Below are 17,473 nucleotides of genomic sequence, written 5' to 3'. Positions count from 1 at the left end.
AGTACCTGTTAATAAAATGGCGCACATTGTGCGCCATTTTTTTTACCTTCGTCAAACCTCTACTGAAGCGCTTTCTCTCCCTCGCCTTCCGCCACCGCCGCTGAGACACGACTGTTCTGCACCGACAGGACAGAATTGCTGGCTGACGAACCATTGCCTGCTGACACGGCAACCGGGATCCCCGCTCTGCGCGCCAGGGCCTTGTCGATTTGCGTTTTATCGCTACCTGACTCCGCTGCAAAGGCGGTAAACGCCGCCGAGTGCGTGAACGGCACCGTCTGTGGGTTTTCGCCCTCAGCCTGCGCCAGCGGCCTGTGCACCTCGATATAACGTTTGCCGTCCGGCTCGACGGAGAACTTCACCGGCTCATTGATGATCTGCACCCGCGTGCCGACGCGCACTTGCTCAAACAACGCTTTGATATCCGGCGCGTTCATTCGCATACAGCCCGAGCTGACCCGCAGCCCTACGCTGTCCGGCGCGCTGGTGCCGTGAATAAGATATTCCCCATTCCCGATGCCCAGACGCAGCGCAAAGCGCCCCAGCGGGTTATTTGGCCCTGCGGGTACCACAGGCGGCAGTTTAATGCCCTGGGCCAGTGAGCGCGCTCTGATGCCCGCTGTGGGGGTCCAGGTAGGGTTAGGGATTTTCTGACTCACACGGGTGGTGCTGACCGGTGTTTCCAGCCCAAGCTGACCAATACCCAGCGGATAGACCTGCACGATATTTTCGCCTGGCGGATAGAAGTAAAGGCGCAGCTCCGCCAGATTCACCACAATGCCCTCGCGCTCGGTGTCCGGCAGTAGCATCTGGGAAGGGATGGTAATGACCGTTCCTGGCGCAGGGTTCACCGGAGCAATGGTATTATTGGTTTCAAGGATCAGCTGTGCGGCGGTATTAAAGCGACGAGCGATAGACTGAAGTTTATTGTCACCTTCCTGAATGGTGTATGTCTGGTTTTGCCCAATCAGGCGGCTGCCTGCGGGCGGTAAAGGATAATCAACCGCCCAGGCTGAATTAACAGCACTGAGCGAACCAAGGAGTAATAGAGTTATTAGAGATGCGCGCTTCATGCTGAGATTCCTTATTCACTGACCAAACGTCAGAAAGCTGAAAAACCAGCGAGGTGGAAACCACCTCGCGAAACAGAATGAATGCTGTTCTGTCAGTTTAGCTAAGGATTGCGGCTTTGGCGCGTATGGCGCGGATCATCGCTTCCAGCCCCTGGGATCGGGACGGGGTGAGGTGCTGGGTTAAGGCCATTTTTTCAAACCACGGGCGAACATCAAAGGCGACAATATCCTGTGCCGACATCTGATGATAAAGAATAAATACGACGGCAATAAGCCCCTTCACAATGGCGGCATCGCTGTCACCCTGTAATTCGATTACGCCTTCGTCCGTCTGCTGCATCAGGATCCAGACCTGGCTCTGGCAGCCCTGAATGATGTTGTCCGGGTTATGCGCCTCTTCGCTGAGCGGCGGCAGGCGCTGACCCAGCTCGATGATATAAAGGTATTTCTCTTCCCAGTTTGCGCAACGCCCAAAGTTGCGCAGCAATTTATCTCTGTCCGGCAAATCTGCCATCTCTCGCCTCTCCGTTAGCCAAGCAGCTGGTGAATACGTTTTAGTCCCGCCACCAGTCTGTCGACCTCTTCCGTTGTGTTGTACATCACCAGCGATGCGCGGCACATAGCCGGTACCTGATAATACGCCATCAGCGGCATCGCGCAGTGATGCCCGGTACGCACGGCGACGCCGTAATTATCAAGGAAACTGCCCACATCATAGGCGTGATGCTTGCCGAGGTTGAAGGCTATCACACCCAGACGGTCAGCAGGGCCATATAAGGTCAGTTCCGGGACGCTGGCCAGCTCCTGCAAGGCATAATGCATCAGCTGCTGTTCGTACTCCTGAATCGCCGCCAGCCCCGTTTCAGTGACGTAGCTAATGGCCGCGCCCAGCCCGATGATCCCGCCCGTGTTGGGCGTACCCGCCTCGAAGCGCCAGGGCGCACGGGCGTAGGTTGTGCCGTCCGTCAGGCTGACGGTGGCGATCATTGACCCGCCCCCTTCCCACGGCGGCATGGCCTGGAGAATGTCCTCTTTCACATACAACACGCCGATGCCCGTCGGGCCATACAGCTTGTGCCCGGAGAAGACGTAGAAATCGCAGTCCAGGGCCTGAACGTCAACCGCATGGTGCATCACCGCCTGGGCGCCATCAATCAACACTTTCGCACCGGCCTGATGGGCTTTGTCGACGATCAGCGCCACCGGATTTTCCGTCCCCAGCACGTTTGAAACGTGGGTCACCGCCACCAGCCGCGTTCTGTCGTCCAGCAGGGCGTCCAGCTTTTCCAGCTGGAGCGTGCCGTCTTCATTCAGGGGGATCACCCGCAGTTGCGCCCCCACACGCTCACAGAGCATCTGCCAGGGCACGATGTTGGCGTGGTGCTCCATCTGGGTGATGATGATGTTATCCCCCGCGTGCACCTGCGCATTGCCCCAGCTGTTAGCCACCAGGTTGATCCCTTCGGTGGTGCCGCGCACGAATACCAGCTCGTCCGGCGAACGCGCGTTGAGGAAGGCAGCAACCTGCGTGCGCACGTTTTCCATGCGCTGGGTCGCTTCGGCGCTCAGGGTGTGGATCCCGCGATGTACCGCCGCATAACCATGGCGGTAAAACTCGGCTTCCGCATCCACCACCTGATTTGGTTTTTGCGCGCTGGCCGCACTGTCGAGATAGGCCAGCGGCAGACCGTTCACTTCACGGGTCAGTACCGGAAAATCTGCCCGGACTTTCTCTACGGGAAATGTCATGCTTCGCCTCCAGGCAGCCGCTGACCGATACGGGCCAGCACCTGCTGTTTAAGTCCGCCATCGGGCAGCGCTTCCGTCAGCTCAGCCGCAAAGGCGTAAATAATCATCTTTTGCGCGGCCTGCTGGTCTATCCCGCGCGAGCGCAGGTAGAACATCTGCTCATCGTCAATACGCCCGACCGTCGCCCCGTGGCTGCATTTCACGTCGTCCGCATAAATTTCCAGCTGTGGTTTGGTGTCCACCTCTGCCAGACGTCCCAGCAAGAGGTTGTTGTTGGTCATCTGCCCGTCAGTTTTGATGGCGTGCTGCGCCACGTTTATCAGGCCGTTAAACACCGCACGTCCTTTGTCGCTGACGATGGTTTTGTGCAGCTGACGGCTGTTGCAGTAGCCTTTGTTATGCTCAAGCCAGGTGCGCGTGTCGCACACTTCTGACTTCACTGGCATCGCCAGGCTGTTAATACGTAGCGTAGTGTTTTCACCGTTCAGCTGGGTGCTGGTATTGTGGCGCAGCACCGCGCCGCCAAGCAGGAAGCTGTGGCTGTACGCCGCGGCATCCTGGCCCAGCAGAATATCGTTGTGGGCGAAGTGGTGACTGAGCGGATTCTCAAACGCCAGCTTGATGTGGTGCAGCTGAGCATTGGCCGCCACGTTCATCGTCAGACGCGAACCGGTAAAATGACGGGTGTCGTTAAGGCTGACGTAATGCTCGATCACCGTCGCCTCTGCCCCTTCTGCCAGCTCAAGATGGTGGCGATAGTGGGCGGTGTTAATCTCATCACCCTCAACGCCCTGGGTGATATGCATCAGCAGCAGCGGCTTAGCCGGACGCTGATTACGCTTAACGCGAATATGGGTGACAGATTGCGACAGGCTCTCTGTCAGGTGCAGGAAGACTTCAGGCTGAACGGGCGCGTTCAGCGACTGACGTTCATCGTTAATGACGATATCGAACCCGCTCTCCTGCACGCTGTCGCTCAGCTCCGCACGGAACAGACCGTCGACAAATACCAGACGCACGGCATCCACGCTCAGCGCCAGCATGTCGCGCTGATCGGGGCTGACCTGCGCCAGACGGGTGACAAACTCGCCGTTCAGCAGGCCATCCAGCGGGGTATATTTCCAGTTCTCATGTTTACGCGTCGGTAAACCGAGACGCAGCATCTGCTGGAGATGGTGCTGAGCCTGTTCAGAGCGCGCTCGACCCTGCGCTTCAAACAGCCGGTGCCACTGCTGAAGTGCATTACTGCTGTTCGGTAAGCCAGCCATAACCCTGCTCCTCCAGTTGTTTAACCAGCGTAAAGTCACCGGATTTCACAATGCGTCCCTGGTAAAGCACGTGGACATAGTCCGGTTTGATGTAATCCAGAATTCGCTGATAGTGAGTCACGATGATAAATGAGCGGTTGCCGTCACGCAGGGAGTTCACCCCGTCGGCAACGATCTTCAGGGCATCGATATCCAGCCCTGAATCGGTCTCATCGAGAATGCACAGCGCCGGTTCCAGAACCGCCATTTGCAGAATATCGTTACGTTTCTTCTCACCGCCGGAGAAACCCACGTTTACCGAGCGGGTCAACAGATCTTCCGGCATTTTCAGCAGCTTGATCTTCTCTTCCATCAGATCCTGGAAGTCAAAGCGATCCAGCGCCTCAAGGCCGCGATACTTGCGCACCGCGTTCAGCGCGGTTTGCAGGAAGAACTGGTTGCTGACGCCCGGAATTTCCACCGGATACTGGAAGGCCATAAAGATGCCCTCGCCGGCACGCTCTTCCGGCGACATCTCCAGCAGATCTTTGCCGTTAAACTCAACGGAGCCGCTGGTAACTTCATAATCTTCGCGTCCTGCCAGCGTCGCTGAAAGCGTACTTTTCCCGGAGCCGTTTGGCCCCATGATGGCGTGAACTTCACCCGGTTTGACGTCAAAATTGAGGCCACGCAGGATCTCTTTCTCTTCCACGCTAACCTGTAAATCTTTAATGCTTAACATGTGCTTTCCTTAACCGACGCTGTGTTCAAGACTAATGGCGAGGAGTTTCTGGGCTTCAACGGCAAATTCCAGCGGCAGTTCAGAGAACACGTCCTTACAGAAGCCGTTAACGATCATTGAAATCGCATCTTCTTCACTGATCCCGCGTTGCAGGCAGTAGAAAAGCTGATCTTCACCAATACGTGACGTAGTTGCCTCATGCTCAAGCTGGGCGCTGTTATTGCGGCATTCGACATACGGGAAGGTATGCGCCCCGCAGTCCGCGCCAATCAGCATGGAGTCACACTGGGTGAAGTTACGCGCGTTGGTTGCCGTCGGCATGATTTTCACCAGCCCGCGATAGCTGTTCTGGCTGTGACCGGCAGAGATCCCTTTGGAGATGATGGTCGATTTGGTGTTTTTACCGATGTGGATCATCTTGGTGCCGGTATCGGCCTGCTGATGACCGCTGGTCAGCGCCACGGAGTAAAACTCACCGATGGAGTTGTCGCCGCGCAGAATACAGCTCGGGTATTTCCAGGTAATGGCGGAGCCGGTTTCTGACTGAGTCCAGGACATTTTGCTGTTTTCGCCTTCGCACAGCGCGCGTTTGGTGACGAAGTTCAGAATACCACCGGTGTTGCCGTCGCCCGGGAACCAGTTCTGTACCGTAGAGTACTTCACTTCCGCATCTTTATGGATGATCACCTCTACCACCGCCGCGTGCAGCTGGTAGCTGTCGCGCACAGGAGCGGAGCACCCTTCGATGTAGCTTACGTAGCTGCCTTCATCGGCCACCAGGATGGTGCGTTCAAACTGGCCGGTTTTTTCCGCGTTGATGCGGAAATAGGTCGAGAGCTCCATCGGGCAGCGCACGCCTTTCGGCACGTAGATAAAAGTACCGTCTGACGCCACCGCCGCATTCAGTGCCGCGAAGAAGTTATCGTTACTCGGCACCACGGTACCAATATACTTTTTCACCAGCTCGGGGTGATCGTGAATGGCTTCACCAAAGGAACAGAAAATGATCCCCTGCTCCGCCAGTTTTTCACGGTAGGTGGTTGCCACCGAGACGGAGTCAAAAATGGCGTCTACCGCCACCTCTTTGCCTTCGCGCACGGGCACGCCGAGCTGATTAAACGCCTCTTCCACCTCTTTACTCAGGAAGCTGTTCTCCGCGCCGGTTTGCTGAACCGCGCCGGGTTGCGAGGCACAGGTATCATCACAGCTGCCGCAGGAGGGCGCGGAGTAGTAGCTATAATCCTGATAGTTCAGCTTATCGTAATGCGCTTTCAGCCAGTGGGGTTCTTCCATCTCCAGCCACGCGCGGAATGCGCTCAGGCGAAACTCCAGCATCCACTCCGGCTCGTTACGTTTCGCCGAAATGGCGCGCACGACCTCTTCGTTGATGCCTTTCGCCAGCTCATCGGTTTGCAGCTGCGTAAAGAAACCCTCTTTATAGTTGAGGTGTCCGCCGCTCCAGGTGTTTACATCACTCGTTGCTTCAGTATTACGAGACATAGTACCGCCTATACCCCAAAGCTTTCGCCGCAGCCGCATTCGTTCTGGGCTTTCGGGTTATGAAATTTGAATAACTGGTTTAAACCTTCCCGAACGTAGTCGACTTCGGTTCCATCGATAAACGGCATCGCCTGTAGCGCGACGTATAACTTTGCACCGTCGGTTTCAAAGACCAGATCGTCCTTTTCAGGTTCGGTTACGGTATCCAGCACGTAGCCAAATCCCGCGCAGCCAGTCTGCTTAACGCCTAAGCGTACGCCGAGGATGTCGGGATTTTTTGCCACCAGCTCATGAATATGCGCCGCCGCCGCGGGCGTCAGCGTTAAGCCACGCCAGGCAAAATCGGCCGGATTGAAGGTTTCTGAATGCAGTTCCATAGGTCCACCTCATCTGATAAGCCACCAGGGCATAACACCATGTTAGTGATAACGATTATCACTTCAACCCCCTGCGAGCAGGGGCTTTGGGCTAAACCGCCCTTTTTGGCTACTTTCATTAAGCATAGACCCTGTGACGGGATGCGGATGGGATGGTTAGATTTGTTCAATGTATTGATAAATAATGCATTTCATAAGATAGGCGGTAAGTTGGCGGGCAATGAGAAAAATTGTATTGGAAATACCTATTTTTGAGATAGCTATCTTCCAATAAGAAAGCTGACTCGAAAAGACAAAAAGGCCCTGACGGACCCCTTAACATCAGTGATGGAACGAAACGGCGAAACCCTGTTCACGCCAGTGGTCGAGCTGCTCCTGTTGACGAGGCGTAGGCGCTTTACCGGTCCAGACGAAGATTTTTTGCCCGGGGAAGAGTTCAGGACGTGGAGAATCAATCGGCTCAGCCAGCACGTCGATATGCCAGCCTTTGTAGGCAAGACGGGCCGCTTCCAGCCACAAATGCGTACGGTCGTCGCACTCCCACCCAATCAGCAGCGCATCCTTACCTGCTTTTTTTCGCGACTCACCCAGGCTTGCAACGGCAAACTCAATCAGGACACCGTCCAGCAGGCTCGCCATGTGGCGCACCGTATTCTGGTCCTGGTTCATTCGCTGCCGCACAGGGGTGATGATGTTATCTATCAGAACATCCATCGCATGGTCACGGCGGAACTCGCCGATTTTGGCGCGCAGTTTTGCCGGATTGGCATAGCGCAGAACGGTTAACATCTCTTCCTGAAAAGATGCCCAGTTCCCCTGAGTCATTACTTCTGTATTTTCAAGAAGCGCTTTTACTTTACCGACCGAAACACCCGTTTTCATCAGGCGTTTGATCTCTTCGATACGCAGGATATCTTCATCGTCAAACTGACGATGACCCCCTTCGCTTCGCTGCGGCTTCAACAATCCATAACGGCGCTGCCAGGCACGCAGCGTAACGGGGTTGATACCGCATCGTTCGGCCACTTCGCCGATACTGTAATAGGCCATTAACTCCCTCACGCACAATACTTCCATACCTAACCAAACCAACCTTATCAGATTGTACAAATCATTTGTATAACTAACTCCTCGTTCTGAGACAAGTGAATGGCTCAACGAACCACTCACTCGTTAATGTATTGTTGTATAAATTTAGCCGTACGTACAGGTCACTTTTAAGAGTTACGTACAGGTTTTTATAAATCGTACTTTTTCTCGGGCCAGGCAATCGCCGGTATGCCCCCCAGGCGCGGGCTGGCGAAAAGGTGCCCCTGGAACTGAGAAATCCCGGCTGATTCCAGCCACATCCACTCTTCAGCCAACTCTACGCCTACCGCACAGAACAGAATTTCCAGGGACGCGCAGCATTTAATAATTGACTGAATGATCGCCTGACGCGGGCCGCTCTTGTGCACGTTGGCAATCAAATCACGGTTGATCTTGATTCTGTCCGGCTGAAACTGGGCCAGCAGTTGCAGACCGGCGAATCCCGCGCCAAAGTGATCGATGGCCACGCTGATCCCGGCGCTTTTAAGCTGTCTGACCGCGCTGGTGAACTCTTCGAAGCGCGAGATCGCCTCGCTCTCGGTGAACTCGACCACAATTTGCTCCGGCACAAAACCGTTCGCCTCAATTGCCGTCAGTAAAAAATCGACGGCGCCAGGAACATTGACCAGCGTCATCGGCAGCAGATTAATGGACAACGTTTGAGTCTGTAGGCCCAGCGCGCTGGCCATCGACAAAGCCACCTGTTTACTCTTCAGATCCGATTCGTACAGCGCCTCACGCGACAGGTTGGCAAAATAGCTTTCCGGGGACTCACCGGACGGCGTGCGGATCAGGGCTTCCCAGGAAACTACCTGCTGCATAAACGGATCGACGATAGGTTGAAATGCGAAACTACAGTCCGCGCCCTTTGCCACTACAGTCGGCTGGGAGGATAACGGCGTGTTTTCGGTGACAAACTCCCAGGCGTCAGCCGGAGGCAGCTCAAAGTAGTTGGCTTTTTCAGTGGCCTCAACGAAGGTGCGGAAAAATTGCAGGGCGCGATCGTTATAGGTCAGCTGATAGCGGGTTGTGCCTTTATCGAGTACCTGTTGCAGCACTTCGTCGGTATCGTACTGACGAAGGTCAAAGAGCTCCATACCCACGTTGCCAAAACGTCTTGAAGGCCCGTGATCGCTTAACAATTCGACCACGTTGTGATGCCGTGGGTCACGGCAGATGAGCTCATAGATCTCCTTAACGTTATCAGCGGGCCCTTCAAGTAACTGAAAAAAGTGTGTGCCGTTAAACAGCAAAATCCCCGTCACATCGAACTGGCGATTTCTACAATTTGCAGCAGCGACCATGTCTTCCAGCGCTTTCACTGGAACGTCCTCGCAGATGTGACTGCGGTAAATGATGGTTGTGAGCATGCTAATCCTGAAGATTGAGGGGGTGACCACGAAAACACGTGGGGAAAACTCTGTTATAGCACATTAATTGCCCAACAAATAATTTACATCTCAACGATTTACACGGCTTTTTTGCGTCATTTACGGGCTTGTACAACTCTGCGACGCCGCTTCGAATTGTACAATATATCTTGTGAATACCGCAGTAAATCGTATAAGAATAAGCATATGATAAATAATGATTTTATAAAATATATTATAAAATATTTAAAAAATTGTACATTTTAAATGTACAGATTTGAAAATTATGTATACCTTAAATGTAACGTTACTGATTACGAAAATTTACAGGAGCGAAACATGCAGCAGAACGGACACCTCGCAGACTCGGCAACAGCGATTGCGCAGTATTTCGAAAAAGCCGCGCTTCCAACCCAACAGGAAACATTGGGTCAGGTTGTTGTTGAAATCCTTAGCGACGGGCGAAATCTGAATCGCAAATCGCTCTGCACAAAACTGTTGAGTCGCCTTGAAAAGGCCAGTGGCCCGGAAGAGGAACATCATTATCACATGCTTCTTGGCCTGCTCTTCGAACGTTAATGTCATGAACAGCAGTGATGCGGACAGACTAATCGACAAGCTTATTGGAGAAGCCGCTCTTTCACTTTTGAAGGAGCGCGGTCCCGTGACGACCGAGGGATTGGTTCAGCGTCTGCGTAACATGCAAGCATATGAAACGGATCCCCAGCGGCGGGAGACATTAGCGCGAGTGATAGCTGAAATCAGCTCTGGCACGGTCGCTTTTAAAGGTCGCAGAACCGCACAAGGACGAATACAGAGAGAGGGATCTCTCAAAAATAACCGAGACAATGTAGTGCCGTTATTTGGAAATGGAAAACCGTCCGATCCTAAAAAGATACATTGACTACAACTTTACAGCTACGGTGAGAACAAATGAGACAAAATATTCAGCTTCAACCCGAATACCACTCCGCCTTTTTAGATAGCGCGTTGTCGGAGTATTTCCGTCACGCAGGCGATCGCTTTGCTGAAGAGTCTGCCATTTTTTCGACTGCGGTTCGTTGTGTTCTCGCTTCCGAAGGTCATTTGACCAACAAAGCGATCATTCTCTGGCTAATCCAGACGCTGGAATCCACCGATGATGTCGTTAAGGCGGATGTGATCCGCAAGACGCTGGAAATTGTCGTCGGTTACACCATGGACGATCTTTAACGCCTCCCCCATCCCTACGGATAGCGTGTCATCGTCAATTCTGACGAACAGACTGACGATGACACACCCTCTCTCCTCTAACGCCCTGTTAATCAAGAACGCTGAATGTGGCATGGATCCTGCTTAGTCCGCTAAGGGACGGGGCTTTCCAGTAAACATTGCTTCATTTCTTAACAGGTCTGTTATTGATGAAAAAAATCGCCAGCGTCTGCCCCTACTGCGGTGCAGGCTGCAAACTAAACCTCGTCGTTAAAAATAACCGGATTATCCGTGCCGAAGCCGCTGATGGCGTAACCAATCAGGGCACGCTTTGCCTGAAAGGGTTCTACGGCTGGGACTTTCTTAACGACACACGGCTGCTTACCCCCCGTCTGACGCAGCCCATGATCCGCTACAGCAAAGGCGAGGCCTTTACCCCTGTTACCTGGGAAGAGGCCATTCGCTATACCGCTCACAGGCTTAAAAGCATCAAAGAACAGTATGGCCCTCGGTCCATTATGACTACGGGTTCCTCACGGGGAACGGGCAATGAGACCAACTATGTGATGCAAAAATTTGCCCGAGCGGTGCTGAATACTAACAACGTCGACTGCTGCGCCCGCGTCTGTCACGGTCCGTCCGTTGCCGGTTTACAGGAGACCCTCGGCAACGGCGCCATGAGCAATTCCATTAACGATATTGAAAACTCAAAATGCCTGCTGGTATTCGGCTATAACTGCGCCGACTCTCACCCCATCGTCGCCCGACGCGTGCTTAAAGCACGTGAAAATGGCGCTAAAATCATCGTCTGCGATCCGCGTCATATTGAAACGGCACGCATTGCCGATCTTCATCTTCAGCTAAAAAATGGCAGTAACATGGCGCTGGTCAATGCCTTTGGCTATGTCCTGCTGGAAGAGGAACTGTACGACAAAAACTACGTTGCCCGCTTTACAGAAGGGCTTGAGGCGTACCGGCTGACGGTAAAAGATTACGCCCCCGAGCAGGTTGAACATCTGACGGGGATCCGCGCGCGGGATGTTCGTCAGGCAATGCGCATGTTCGCAGCGGCGCCTTCAGCAACGGTGATGTGGGGAATGGGCGTCACGCAGTTTGGTCAGGCGGTCGATGTGGTGAAAGGTCTCTCCAGCCTGGCGCTGCTGACCGGCAACCTGGGCCGCCCTGCCGTCGGCGTGGGTCCGGTTCGCGGGCAAAATAACGTTCAGGGTGCCTGCGATATGGGCGTTCTGCCCAATATGTTCCCCGGCTACCAGGACGTCACTGACCCGGCGGTCAGACTGAAATTTGCCGATGCGTGGAAAATCAATGTCAACCGGATGGACGATCGCGTCGGGACGCGTATCACCGAAGTGCCGCATCTCGCGCTGGAAGGAAAGATCAAAGCGTATTACATCATGGGGGAAGATCCGCTTCAGACAGAAGCCGATCTGGGTCTAGTCCGCCGCGGCTTTGAGGCGCTCGATTTTGTGGTGGTTCAGGACATCTTTATGACCAAAACGGCAGAGGTGGCTGACGTGCTGCTCCCTGCCACCTCATGGGGAGAGCACGCCGGCGTGTTCACCTGTGCCGATCGCGGCTTCCAGCGTTTCGGCAAAGCCGTTGAGGCCAGCGGCAACGTGAAGCGCGACTGGGAGATTATCAGCCTGCTGGCCACGGAGATGGGCTATCCCATGCATTACGAGGATAACCAGCAGATCTGGGACGAAATGCGCGAGCTGTGCCCCCTCTTCTACGGCGTGACCTACGAAAAAATGGGCGAGATGGGCCATGTGCAGTGGCCTTGCCCATCCCTCGATCATCCCGGCACCCCCTACCTGTACAAGGATAATCAGTTCGACACCCCTACTGGCAAAGGACAGCTATTTGCCGCCCCCTGGCGCGCCCCGGCGGAGACACCGGATGCGGATTACCCGCTGGTACTGTGCACGGTGCGCGAAGTGGGTCACTACTCCTGTCGCTCAATGACCGGGAACTGCGCAGCGCTGCAAAGCCTGGCCGACGAGCCGGGCCGGGTGCAAATGAACCCGGCGGATGCGGATGAACGGGGGATTGCCGAAGGCCAGCTGGTCTGGGTGCGTTCACGCCGGGGTAAAGTGATCACCCGCGCCAGCATCAGCGAGCGCATCAATGCGGGAGCAATCTATATGACCTACCAGTGGTGGATTGGCGCCTGTAATGAGCTGACGCAGGATAATCTCGACCCGATCTCCAGAACGCCGGAAACGAAATATTGCGCCGTGCAGCTGGAGGCGATCGAGGACCAGCGCTGGGCGGAGGATTTTGCGGCTTCCGCGTACCAGACCATGAAGACGCGTTTGATCGCTGCGGTTAACGTTTAAATGCATTGCCGGGTGGCGGCTATCGCTGCCCGGCCCGCTATCCGCTGCTGTTTTACGTTATCTGTTGTGCATAATTATTTTCCAGGTAATCGCGAAGCAGGTTCGGACGGCTCTTTTTCTCCATCAGCCTTCTCAACAGTACGATCAGCTCGTAATCGCTTCGCAGATTAAATTTCTGCATCATCATATATTTATGGGTAAAGACCGTTTTTTCGCTCATCTTCAACGCGTTCGCGGTCTGCACCACCGACAGCCCCCGGTAAAAATTGACCATAATACGAATCTGTTGCCGGGATAACCCTTTATGCTGGCAGTCGAAACAGGTCTTTTTATTCAACGTGTAACCTGGTAATTGCGTCCTGAACCAAGCGATAAACAGAACGCCGCTAATACGATCAAGCGACGCCCGGCGCGGGAGAAAAATGATGTCCTGAAAGCAGGAAGGCAGCGCCGAAAAGCGCAGCTCATCGTCGACGAGACCTATCACAATTCCTTTTTGCCGGGCCAGTAACTCCGGAAAACAGGTCAGCGTTTCCCCCTGACATAATGAAAGAACAATAATATCAGCCTGGCTGACGTTTTCATTGGTCAGCGCCAGGTGAAATGTGATGGAGCGATGAAAGTTATGCTTAAAAAAATCGTCGAAAAAGCTCTGTAGCCCAGCCTGAAAAAACAGATCCGTTTCCTGAATCAGAATATTTAACATAGTTCACACCAACGTCTTTAAAAAAGGCTTATCACCGGCATTTAGTTGTACTGCATCGTCATCACCACAACCGCAATGATGCTCCCCGGCGTGGCGCCTCCCGGCATAGATTTTACCGAGGCCAGCATAGCCATTGTCGCGGTTCTGTCCGCGGCAATGGTCTGGGTCATACTGGTGCCTGTTCCTTTAAGCGCGCCGGTTTGGGCATCGCGCATGGCTATCGCCACATGCGTGGCCGAACCGCTGTTCATAAAATAGTCCGCACCCGCCTCGGGATCGGGGCTGCCGGTGAAAGCGACGGTCACACTCTGCGTTCCGGTTGGGCACTGGGTAAACAGCAGACTGAAAGGCACCGGATCCGATGTTGAGCCCGGCGTCGCCATATTGGTTGCCTGAATATTGCCCAGGTTGACATCAAGGCTGTTACTGCCGCCATTAAATATGCACGGCGACGCAACGATATTTCCCGTCACACCGATGTTGACGCTATCAGCGGAGCATACCTTCCCGCTGAGTAAGGCAAGTAAAAGCAGTGTCCTGCATCTTATTTTCATCTTCTTACCTGCTACTGGTAGGTCAAATTAAGGGTGGCGGAGGCATTCGCTGAACCTGACTCCACGCGGGTTAACGTCTGGTAATACCGGGCCGTTAATGGCAACGTCTCTTGCCCCCCGGCAGACTGCCGCAAGAATAGTCGGCTGTTCATCACCAGCGGTGCACCGTTATAGATAAGCTGCACCCCCACCCCTTTCGCAGTGCCGGCATTTCCCTGCCCGGTTAAGGCCATCACGCTGGTATTGGCGCTGTCCGGGTTCTGTATTCCACTGAGCGAGACCGTAATATTGGTTCCGGCGGCGCAGGTCAGGCCCAGGTTTTGCGTGTTCTGTGCTCCCGCTGGCGTGGTGCCCACCGTGGAGCCGAACGCCGAGGCGGGAATATCCCCTATCGGAAACGTCAGCTGGGCCGTATTCACCGTGCACGCCAGAGCATTGATGGTGCCGGAGGTGAGCTGCGTGGTCAGACCGTCACGGTAGAGGCCATCGCTTCCCTGAAGCGTCACGACACCGATCGTCCCGGGGGTTAATACCCCCGATGAGACCGGGCCCGTCACCACCAGCTCAATCCTCCCGCCGTACCAGTCCACATAGGAGGTCTGCGCATTGTACGAGAACGTATTGCTCGGGTTTTCAAAATAGCCGTTGGAGGAAAAGCGTATCCCTATCCCGCTGACGTTCGTGTTGTAAACATGGTTGCCGTAACTGCTCAACGTGGCGCTGTTGTAGCGCATGCTGAATCCCAGCATCAGCGGATTCGTACACCCGGTAAGATAGGAGCCAGTGGCTGACGCTGCGCCGGAAAATACCACCGTGCCGACAGGCGCATCGCGCTGCACGTTGATCGTCCCCACGGACAGGGTGGAAAGCTGCGGGGTGATAGTGGTGCAGGTACCGGCCCGAGCGATACTTCCCGCCGCGAGCAAACAGAGCAGCAGCATCGCGTTAAGACATTTCATGTTAGCGTTCCTGACGGCAGGTGGCGCGCATATCAGCGATCCCACCGTACGTTGAGTGATTCGGCAGCGTGAAATCAGCGCGGCATTGCTGGCTGGCTTGACTTCCCCATGTGGCGACTAACGTTCCCTGCTCGCGCATCCCGGTTAAATAGACCTGACCGCGATCGCCGACAATAAAACTGCCGCTGTCATCACCCACAAGGGTGACCACCGCCCCAAACGGAACGGCGCGATCGTTGTCGGTCAGGGTCATCAGCACCCGGCGACCTGACTTCGGCAGATAATCGGCTCTCACCACCGCTCCCCGCGTCGGCGTCACCGTGCGAGTGTTGATCTCCAGCTCGACATCGTCCGGCATCGTTTCCGGGTCGAGGGTGAGATCGTTTTTCCGGTAGACAGAAAGGTTGCTCACGACCGTATATCCGCGAAAATCTGTCCGTACACCGGGCTGATTGCGGATATCCACGTCGTGGGCGCCAGGGGCTTTGATTAAGACGCTGGTCTCCCCCAGCGGCTGGGAAAGCGTGATGCCATCAGCATGGGCGAGAATGCCGCCTTGCAGCCCGTAATTCAGGCGTTCACTGTTTTTGTCATAACCATAACCTGCCGTGACTTCGCCATAGGTGCCTTTGTAGTCCGCGTTAACATTGCCGGTATAGCCCACACCCTCTGTTCCGTATCCCTGCTGTACGTTCCAGTTCAGGGCACGGTTCTCGAGCGCTACCCCGTTCAGGCCGACGTTATGCGTCGTCCCGTTATTCCCGCTGGCGTTCATGCCATAGTTAGCCCATGTCTGCGGCAAAAATTTATCCAGCGGAATGCTGACGTTGAACGCCAGAAACTGGTCATGGTCAGCGTTTTTTTGGCTGTCGCGGGTTTCTGACGCTGAGCGGACATTTTTGCTGTAAGTCCATGTCAGGCCATAGCTGATGTTGTGCCAGTAGTTGCTATAGCCGACGCTCCACGAAGCCATCGACTTACCGTCATTCCAGTAATCTTCCCGCGCCGCACTGAGGGTAAGCGCGCCCAGGTTGTCCCCCAGCGTCTGGCTCATCGTCAGCTCGGCACGGTTACGTCGCCTGTCCTGAAGCGCGCTGCTGTCGCCGTACGAATCGAGGACGTCCTGCATCCCGTAATAGCCGCGGGTCGAGTAGCGATACCCGGCAATCGAAAAGTTGGTCCCGGTATTGATAAAATTCTTGCTGTATCGGGCCCGCCACGACTGACCGTTTGTTTTCGCGGCATGCTCCGGCGTTGACCAGCCCTGAGTGACGTCTGCGGATACAGCCCCGAGATCGCCCATATTCTTGCCCACCCCCAGAGCCGCCGACTGGTACTTATCTGCCCCCTGGACGCCGCCATATAGCGTAATACCATGAGGGAGGCCGTAAATTCCGGTCAATTGCCCGAAGGGGGTTTTCTCCACGCTACGGTTATACGAGCGATACTGCCCGGCGGTAAGGGCATATTTCAGGCGCCCCTCCCGTTGCAGGACCGGCAGCGAAGCGTACGGCAGGGTGAAATGTTGCTCACTACCATCAGCTTCGACGATCGTGACATCAAGGTCTCCCGCGCCGCCGGTGGGATACATATCCGCGATCTCAAACGCGCCCGGTGCCACATAGCTTTGGTAGATTTGATAGCCATTCTGACGCACCACGACCTGCGCGTTAGTCCGCGCAATACCGCGCACCACCGGCGCATAGCCTTTCAGGGAATCCGGCAGCATATCGTCGTCGGACGCCAGCTGGACGCCGCGAAACGGCATGCTGTCAAAGACATCGGCAGGCGCGGAACTGTCTCCGAGCGTAAGCTGGGCTTGCAGGGGAATAATCGCGCGCTGCATCAAGGTATAGACGTTGTCCCACTTATCCTGGCCGGACGCATCGCGGGACCAGGTGGTGTAGTTGCGTAACCGCCAGGGACCGACGTTGATCCCCGGCCGCAGGTTTGCATACTGGCTGTCGCTGCGGGTGCCTGCCCCGCTTCTTGCCCGGCTGTTTGCCCCGCTCAGGCTGTAGTTGAGCATGGCCGCGGTAATGCCTTCATCCCACATATCCGGCGGAACGTAACCTCTCGCTGGCAGGTCTATAGCCGCCTGTGGAATGCTAATCGCCAGACGCTGGGCGCCAAACTGGAAATCCGCGCTGGCCTGTGGGATCGCCCTGAGATCGGCGCATTCACCTTCCCCGGCGGCAAGCTGTGGGAAAAGCGCCGTTTTCACGCCCCACGCTTTTAACTGCCCGATACTCAGGCAAGGCTGCAACGTTTCACTGCCGTTAGCATCCTTCACTGCCATAAAACGAATATCCCGCGTTTCCAGCAGCCGATCGTCAAGAATAATATCAACGTGGTATGTCCCGGGCGCCTGCGAGCCGGATTCAAAGGCAGATAAATCCGCTTTTCCCATTCCGGGATTATCCAGCTCTACCAGTTCCGTATTAAACGTCTCACTGGCATACAGTGTGGGAGAGACACCAGCAAGCGCGAGGGCAATAAATATTGCCAGGCGCGCAGGCTGCATTGCATTCAATGCCGTTGTCATGACGAACACCT

Annotated in this window: 17 protein-coding genes; 4 read left to right on the top strand and 13 right to left on the bottom strand. The window is 55.0% G+C overall.

Features of this window, described 5'->3' with window-relative positions; all coding sequences use genetic code 11:
• Window positions 1–59 precede the first annotated feature (59 nt).
• From ldtE to ACOTY5_RS05135, 9 genes are all read right to left on the bottom strand, one after another.
• Window positions 60–1,073, bottom strand: coding sequence for a L,D-transpeptidase LdtE (gene ldtE / locus ACOTY5_RS05175; protein ID WP_045142547.1), 1,014 nt, complete (start codon window positions 1,071–1,073; stop codon window positions 60–62).
• A 97-nt stretch (window positions 1,074–1,170) separates the two neighbouring features.
• A complete protein-coding gene (gene sufE / locus ACOTY5_RS05170) occupies window positions 1,171–1,587 on the bottom strand; it encodes a cysteine desulfuration protein SufE (RefSeq protein ID WP_017693566.1) in 417 nt (138 codons plus the stop codon).
• A 14-nt stretch (window positions 1,588–1,601) separates the two neighbouring features.
• The gene (gene sufS / locus ACOTY5_RS05165) at window positions 1,602–2,822 is read right to left on the bottom strand and encodes a cysteine desulfurase SufS (protein WP_045142548.1); all 1,221 of its coding nucleotides are present in this window, start codon (window positions 2,820–2,822) and stop codon (window positions 1,602–1,604) included.
• The gene (gene sufD, locus ACOTY5_RS05160) at window positions 2,819–4,090 is read right to left on the bottom strand and encodes a Fe-S cluster assembly protein SufD (protein WP_023296367.1); all 1,272 of its coding nucleotides are present in this window, start codon (window positions 4,088–4,090) and stop codon (window positions 2,819–2,821) included. Before sufD ends, sufS begins: the two co-directional genes overlap by 4 nt.
• The gene (gene sufC, locus ACOTY5_RS05155) at window positions 4,065–4,811 is read right to left on the bottom strand and encodes a Fe-S cluster assembly ATPase SufC (RefSeq protein ID WP_003857736.1); all 747 of its coding nucleotides are present in this window, start codon (window positions 4,809–4,811) and stop codon (window positions 4,065–4,067) included. The genes sufD and sufC overlap by 26 nt, the downstream gene beginning before the upstream one ends.
• 9 nt (window positions 4,812–4,820) lie before the next feature.
• Complete coding sequence (sufB, locus tag ACOTY5_RS05150) at window positions 4,821–6,311, bottom strand: Fe-S cluster assembly protein SufB (RefSeq protein ID WP_003857739.1); 1,491 nt, start codon at window positions 6,309–6,311, stop codon at window positions 4,821–4,823.
• Between the two features lie 8 nt (window positions 6,312–6,319).
• Entirely contained in the window at window positions 6,320–6,688 is a 369-nt protein-coding gene (sufA, locus tag ACOTY5_RS05145) for a Fe-S cluster assembly scaffold SufA (protein ID WP_003857741.1), read from the bottom strand.
• 321 nt (window positions 6,689–7,009) lie between these two features.
• A complete protein-coding gene (locus tag ACOTY5_RS05140; protein WP_017384631.1) occupies window positions 7,010–7,738 on the bottom strand; it encodes a MerR family transcriptional regulator in 729 nt (242 codons plus the stop codon).
• Window positions 7,739–7,926: 188 nt separating this feature from the next.
• Complete coding sequence (locus ACOTY5_RS05135; RefSeq protein WP_015570710.1) at window positions 7,927–9,147, bottom strand: diguanylate phosphodiesterase; 1,221 nt, start codon at window positions 9,145–9,147, stop codon at window positions 7,927–7,929.
• Window positions 9,148–9,486: 339 nt separating this feature from the next.
• Here ACOTY5_RS05135 and ycgZ point away from each other — a divergent pair, with 339 nt between their 5' ends.
• The 4 genes from ycgZ to fdhF all read left to right on the top strand — a co-directional run bounded on the left by ycgZ (window position 9,487) and on the right by fdhF (window position 12,698).
• The gene (ycgZ, locus tag ACOTY5_RS05130) at window positions 9,487–9,726 is read left to right on the top strand and encodes a regulatory protein YcgZ (protein WP_045141508.1); all 240 of its coding nucleotides are present in this window, start codon (window positions 9,487–9,489) and stop codon (window positions 9,724–9,726) included.
• Between the two features lie 4 nt (window positions 9,727–9,730).
• A complete protein-coding gene (locus ACOTY5_RS05125; RefSeq protein ID WP_032648090.1) occupies window positions 9,731–10,051 on the top strand; it encodes a hypothetical protein in 321 nt (106 codons plus the stop codon).
• A 29-nt stretch (window positions 10,052–10,080) separates the two neighbouring features.
• Complete coding sequence (locus ACOTY5_RS05120) at window positions 10,081–10,359, top strand: biofilm/acid-resistance regulator YmgB/AriR (protein ID WP_003857748.1); 279 nt, start codon at window positions 10,081–10,083, stop codon at window positions 10,357–10,359.
• A 188-nt stretch (window positions 10,360–10,547) separates the two neighbouring features.
• On the top strand, window positions 10,548–12,698 hold the full coding sequence (gene fdhF, locus ACOTY5_RS05115) for a formate dehydrogenase subunit alpha (RefSeq protein WP_032648089.1): 2,151 nt from the start codon (window positions 10,548–10,550) through the stop codon (window positions 12,696–12,698).
• A 52-nt stretch (window positions 12,699–12,750) separates the two neighbouring features.
• Here the strand turns inward: fdhF and ACOTY5_RS05110 are convergent, their stop codons facing one another.
• From ACOTY5_RS05110 to ACOTY5_RS05095, 4 genes are read right to left on the bottom strand one after another with little or no spacing between them, the layout of a single operon-like run.
• Window positions 12,751–13,404 carry a helix-turn-helix transcriptional regulator gene (locus tag ACOTY5_RS05110; protein WP_015570713.1) on the bottom strand — a complete coding sequence of 218 codons (654 nt, stop codon included), beginning with the start codon at window positions 13,402–13,404 and terminating at the stop codon, window positions 12,751–12,753.
• Between the two features lie 41 nt (window positions 13,405–13,445).
• Entirely contained in the window at window positions 13,446–13,958 is a 513-nt protein-coding gene (locus tag ACOTY5_RS05105; RefSeq protein ID WP_045141507.1) for a fimbrial protein, read from the bottom strand.
• A gap of 11 nt (window positions 13,959–13,969) precedes the next feature.
• Window positions 13,970–14,917 carry a fimbrial protein gene (locus tag ACOTY5_RS05100; protein WP_045141506.1) on the bottom strand — a complete coding sequence of 316 codons (948 nt, stop codon included), beginning with the start codon at window positions 14,915–14,917 and terminating at the stop codon, window positions 13,970–13,972.
• Between the two features lies 1 nt (window position 14,918).
• Window positions 14,919–17,462: a fimbria/pilus outer membrane usher protein gene (locus tag ACOTY5_RS05095; RefSeq protein WP_045141505.1), complete on the bottom strand. Its 2,544-nt coding sequence runs from the start codon at window positions 17,460–17,462 to the stop codon at window positions 14,919–14,921.
• Between the last annotated feature and the right edge of the window lie 11 nt (window positions 17,463–17,473).

This window comes from Enterobacter cloacae complex sp. SHL018, assembly GCF_049237905.1.
Taxonomy (GTDB): Bacteria; Pseudomonadota; Gammaproteobacteria; order Enterobacterales; family Enterobacteriaceae; genus Enterobacter; species Enterobacter hormaechei_C.
The sequence above is the reverse complement of the archived record's forward strand: the minus strand, read 5'-3'. Positions and strand labels throughout refer to the sequence as shown.

Excerpts from the sequence above, each read along its gene's own strand:
- ycgZ (WP_045141508.1), top strand. The coding sequence starts at position 9,487 with ATGCAGCAGAACGGACACCTCGCAGACTCGGCAACAGCGATTGCGCAG.
- ACOTY5_RS05120 (WP_003857748.1), top strand. The coding sequence starts at position 10,081 with ATGAGACAAAATATTCAGCTTCAACCCGAATACCACTCCGCCTTTTTA.
- ACOTY5_RS05110 (WP_015570713.1), bottom strand. The coding sequence starts at position 13,404 with ATGTTAAATATTCTGATTCAGGAAACGGATCTGTTTTTTCAGGCTGGG.
- ACOTY5_RS05125 (WP_032648090.1), top strand. The coding sequence starts at position 9,731 with ATGAACAGCAGTGATGCGGACAGACTAATCGACAAGCTTATTGGAGAA.
- sufS (WP_045142548.1), bottom strand. The coding sequence starts at position 2,822 with ATGACATTTCCCGTAGAGAAAGTCCGGGCAGATTTTCCGGTACTGACC.
- ACOTY5_RS05100 (WP_045141506.1), bottom strand. The coding sequence starts at position 14,917 with ATGAAATGTCTTAACGCGATGCTGCTGCTCTGTTTGCTCGCGGCGGGA.
- ACOTY5_RS05135 (WP_015570710.1), bottom strand. The coding sequence starts at position 9,147 with ATGCTCACAACCATCATTTACCGCAGTCACATCTGCGAGGACGTTCCA.
- ACOTY5_RS05095 (WP_045141505.1), bottom strand. The coding sequence starts at position 17,462 with ATGACAACGGCATTGAATGCAATGCAGCCTGCGCGCCTGGCAATATTT.
- ACOTY5_RS05105 (WP_045141507.1), bottom strand. The coding sequence starts at position 13,958 with ATGAAAATAAGATGCAGGACACTGCTTTTACTTGCCTTACTCAGCGGG.
- ACOTY5_RS05140 (WP_017384631.1), bottom strand. The coding sequence starts at position 7,738 with ATGGCCTATTACAGTATCGGCGAAGTGGCCGAACGATGCGGTATCAAC.
- sufC (WP_003857736.1), bottom strand. The coding sequence starts at position 4,811 with ATGTTAAGCATTAAAGATTTACAGGTTAGCGTGGAAGAGAAAGAGATC.
- sufE (WP_017693566.1), bottom strand. The coding sequence starts at position 1,587 with ATGGCAGATTTGCCGGACAGAGATAAATTGCTGCGCAACTTTGGGCGT.
- ldtE (WP_045142547.1), bottom strand. The coding sequence starts at position 1,073 with ATGAAGCGCGCATCTCTAATAACTCTATTACTCCTTGGTTCGCTCAGT.
- sufD (WP_023296367.1), bottom strand. The coding sequence starts at position 4,090 with ATGGCTGGCTTACCGAACAGCAGTAATGCACTTCAGCAGTGGCACCGG.
- fdhF (WP_032648089.1), top strand. The coding sequence starts at position 10,548 with ATGAAAAAAATCGCCAGCGTCTGCCCCTACTGCGGTGCAGGCTGCAAA.
- sufB (WP_003857739.1), bottom strand. The coding sequence starts at position 6,311 with ATGTCTCGTAATACTGAAGCAACGAGTGATGTAAACACCTGGAGCGGC.
- sufA (WP_003857741.1), bottom strand. The coding sequence starts at position 6,688 with ATGGAACTGCATTCAGAAACCTTCAATCCGGCCGATTTTGCCTGGCGT.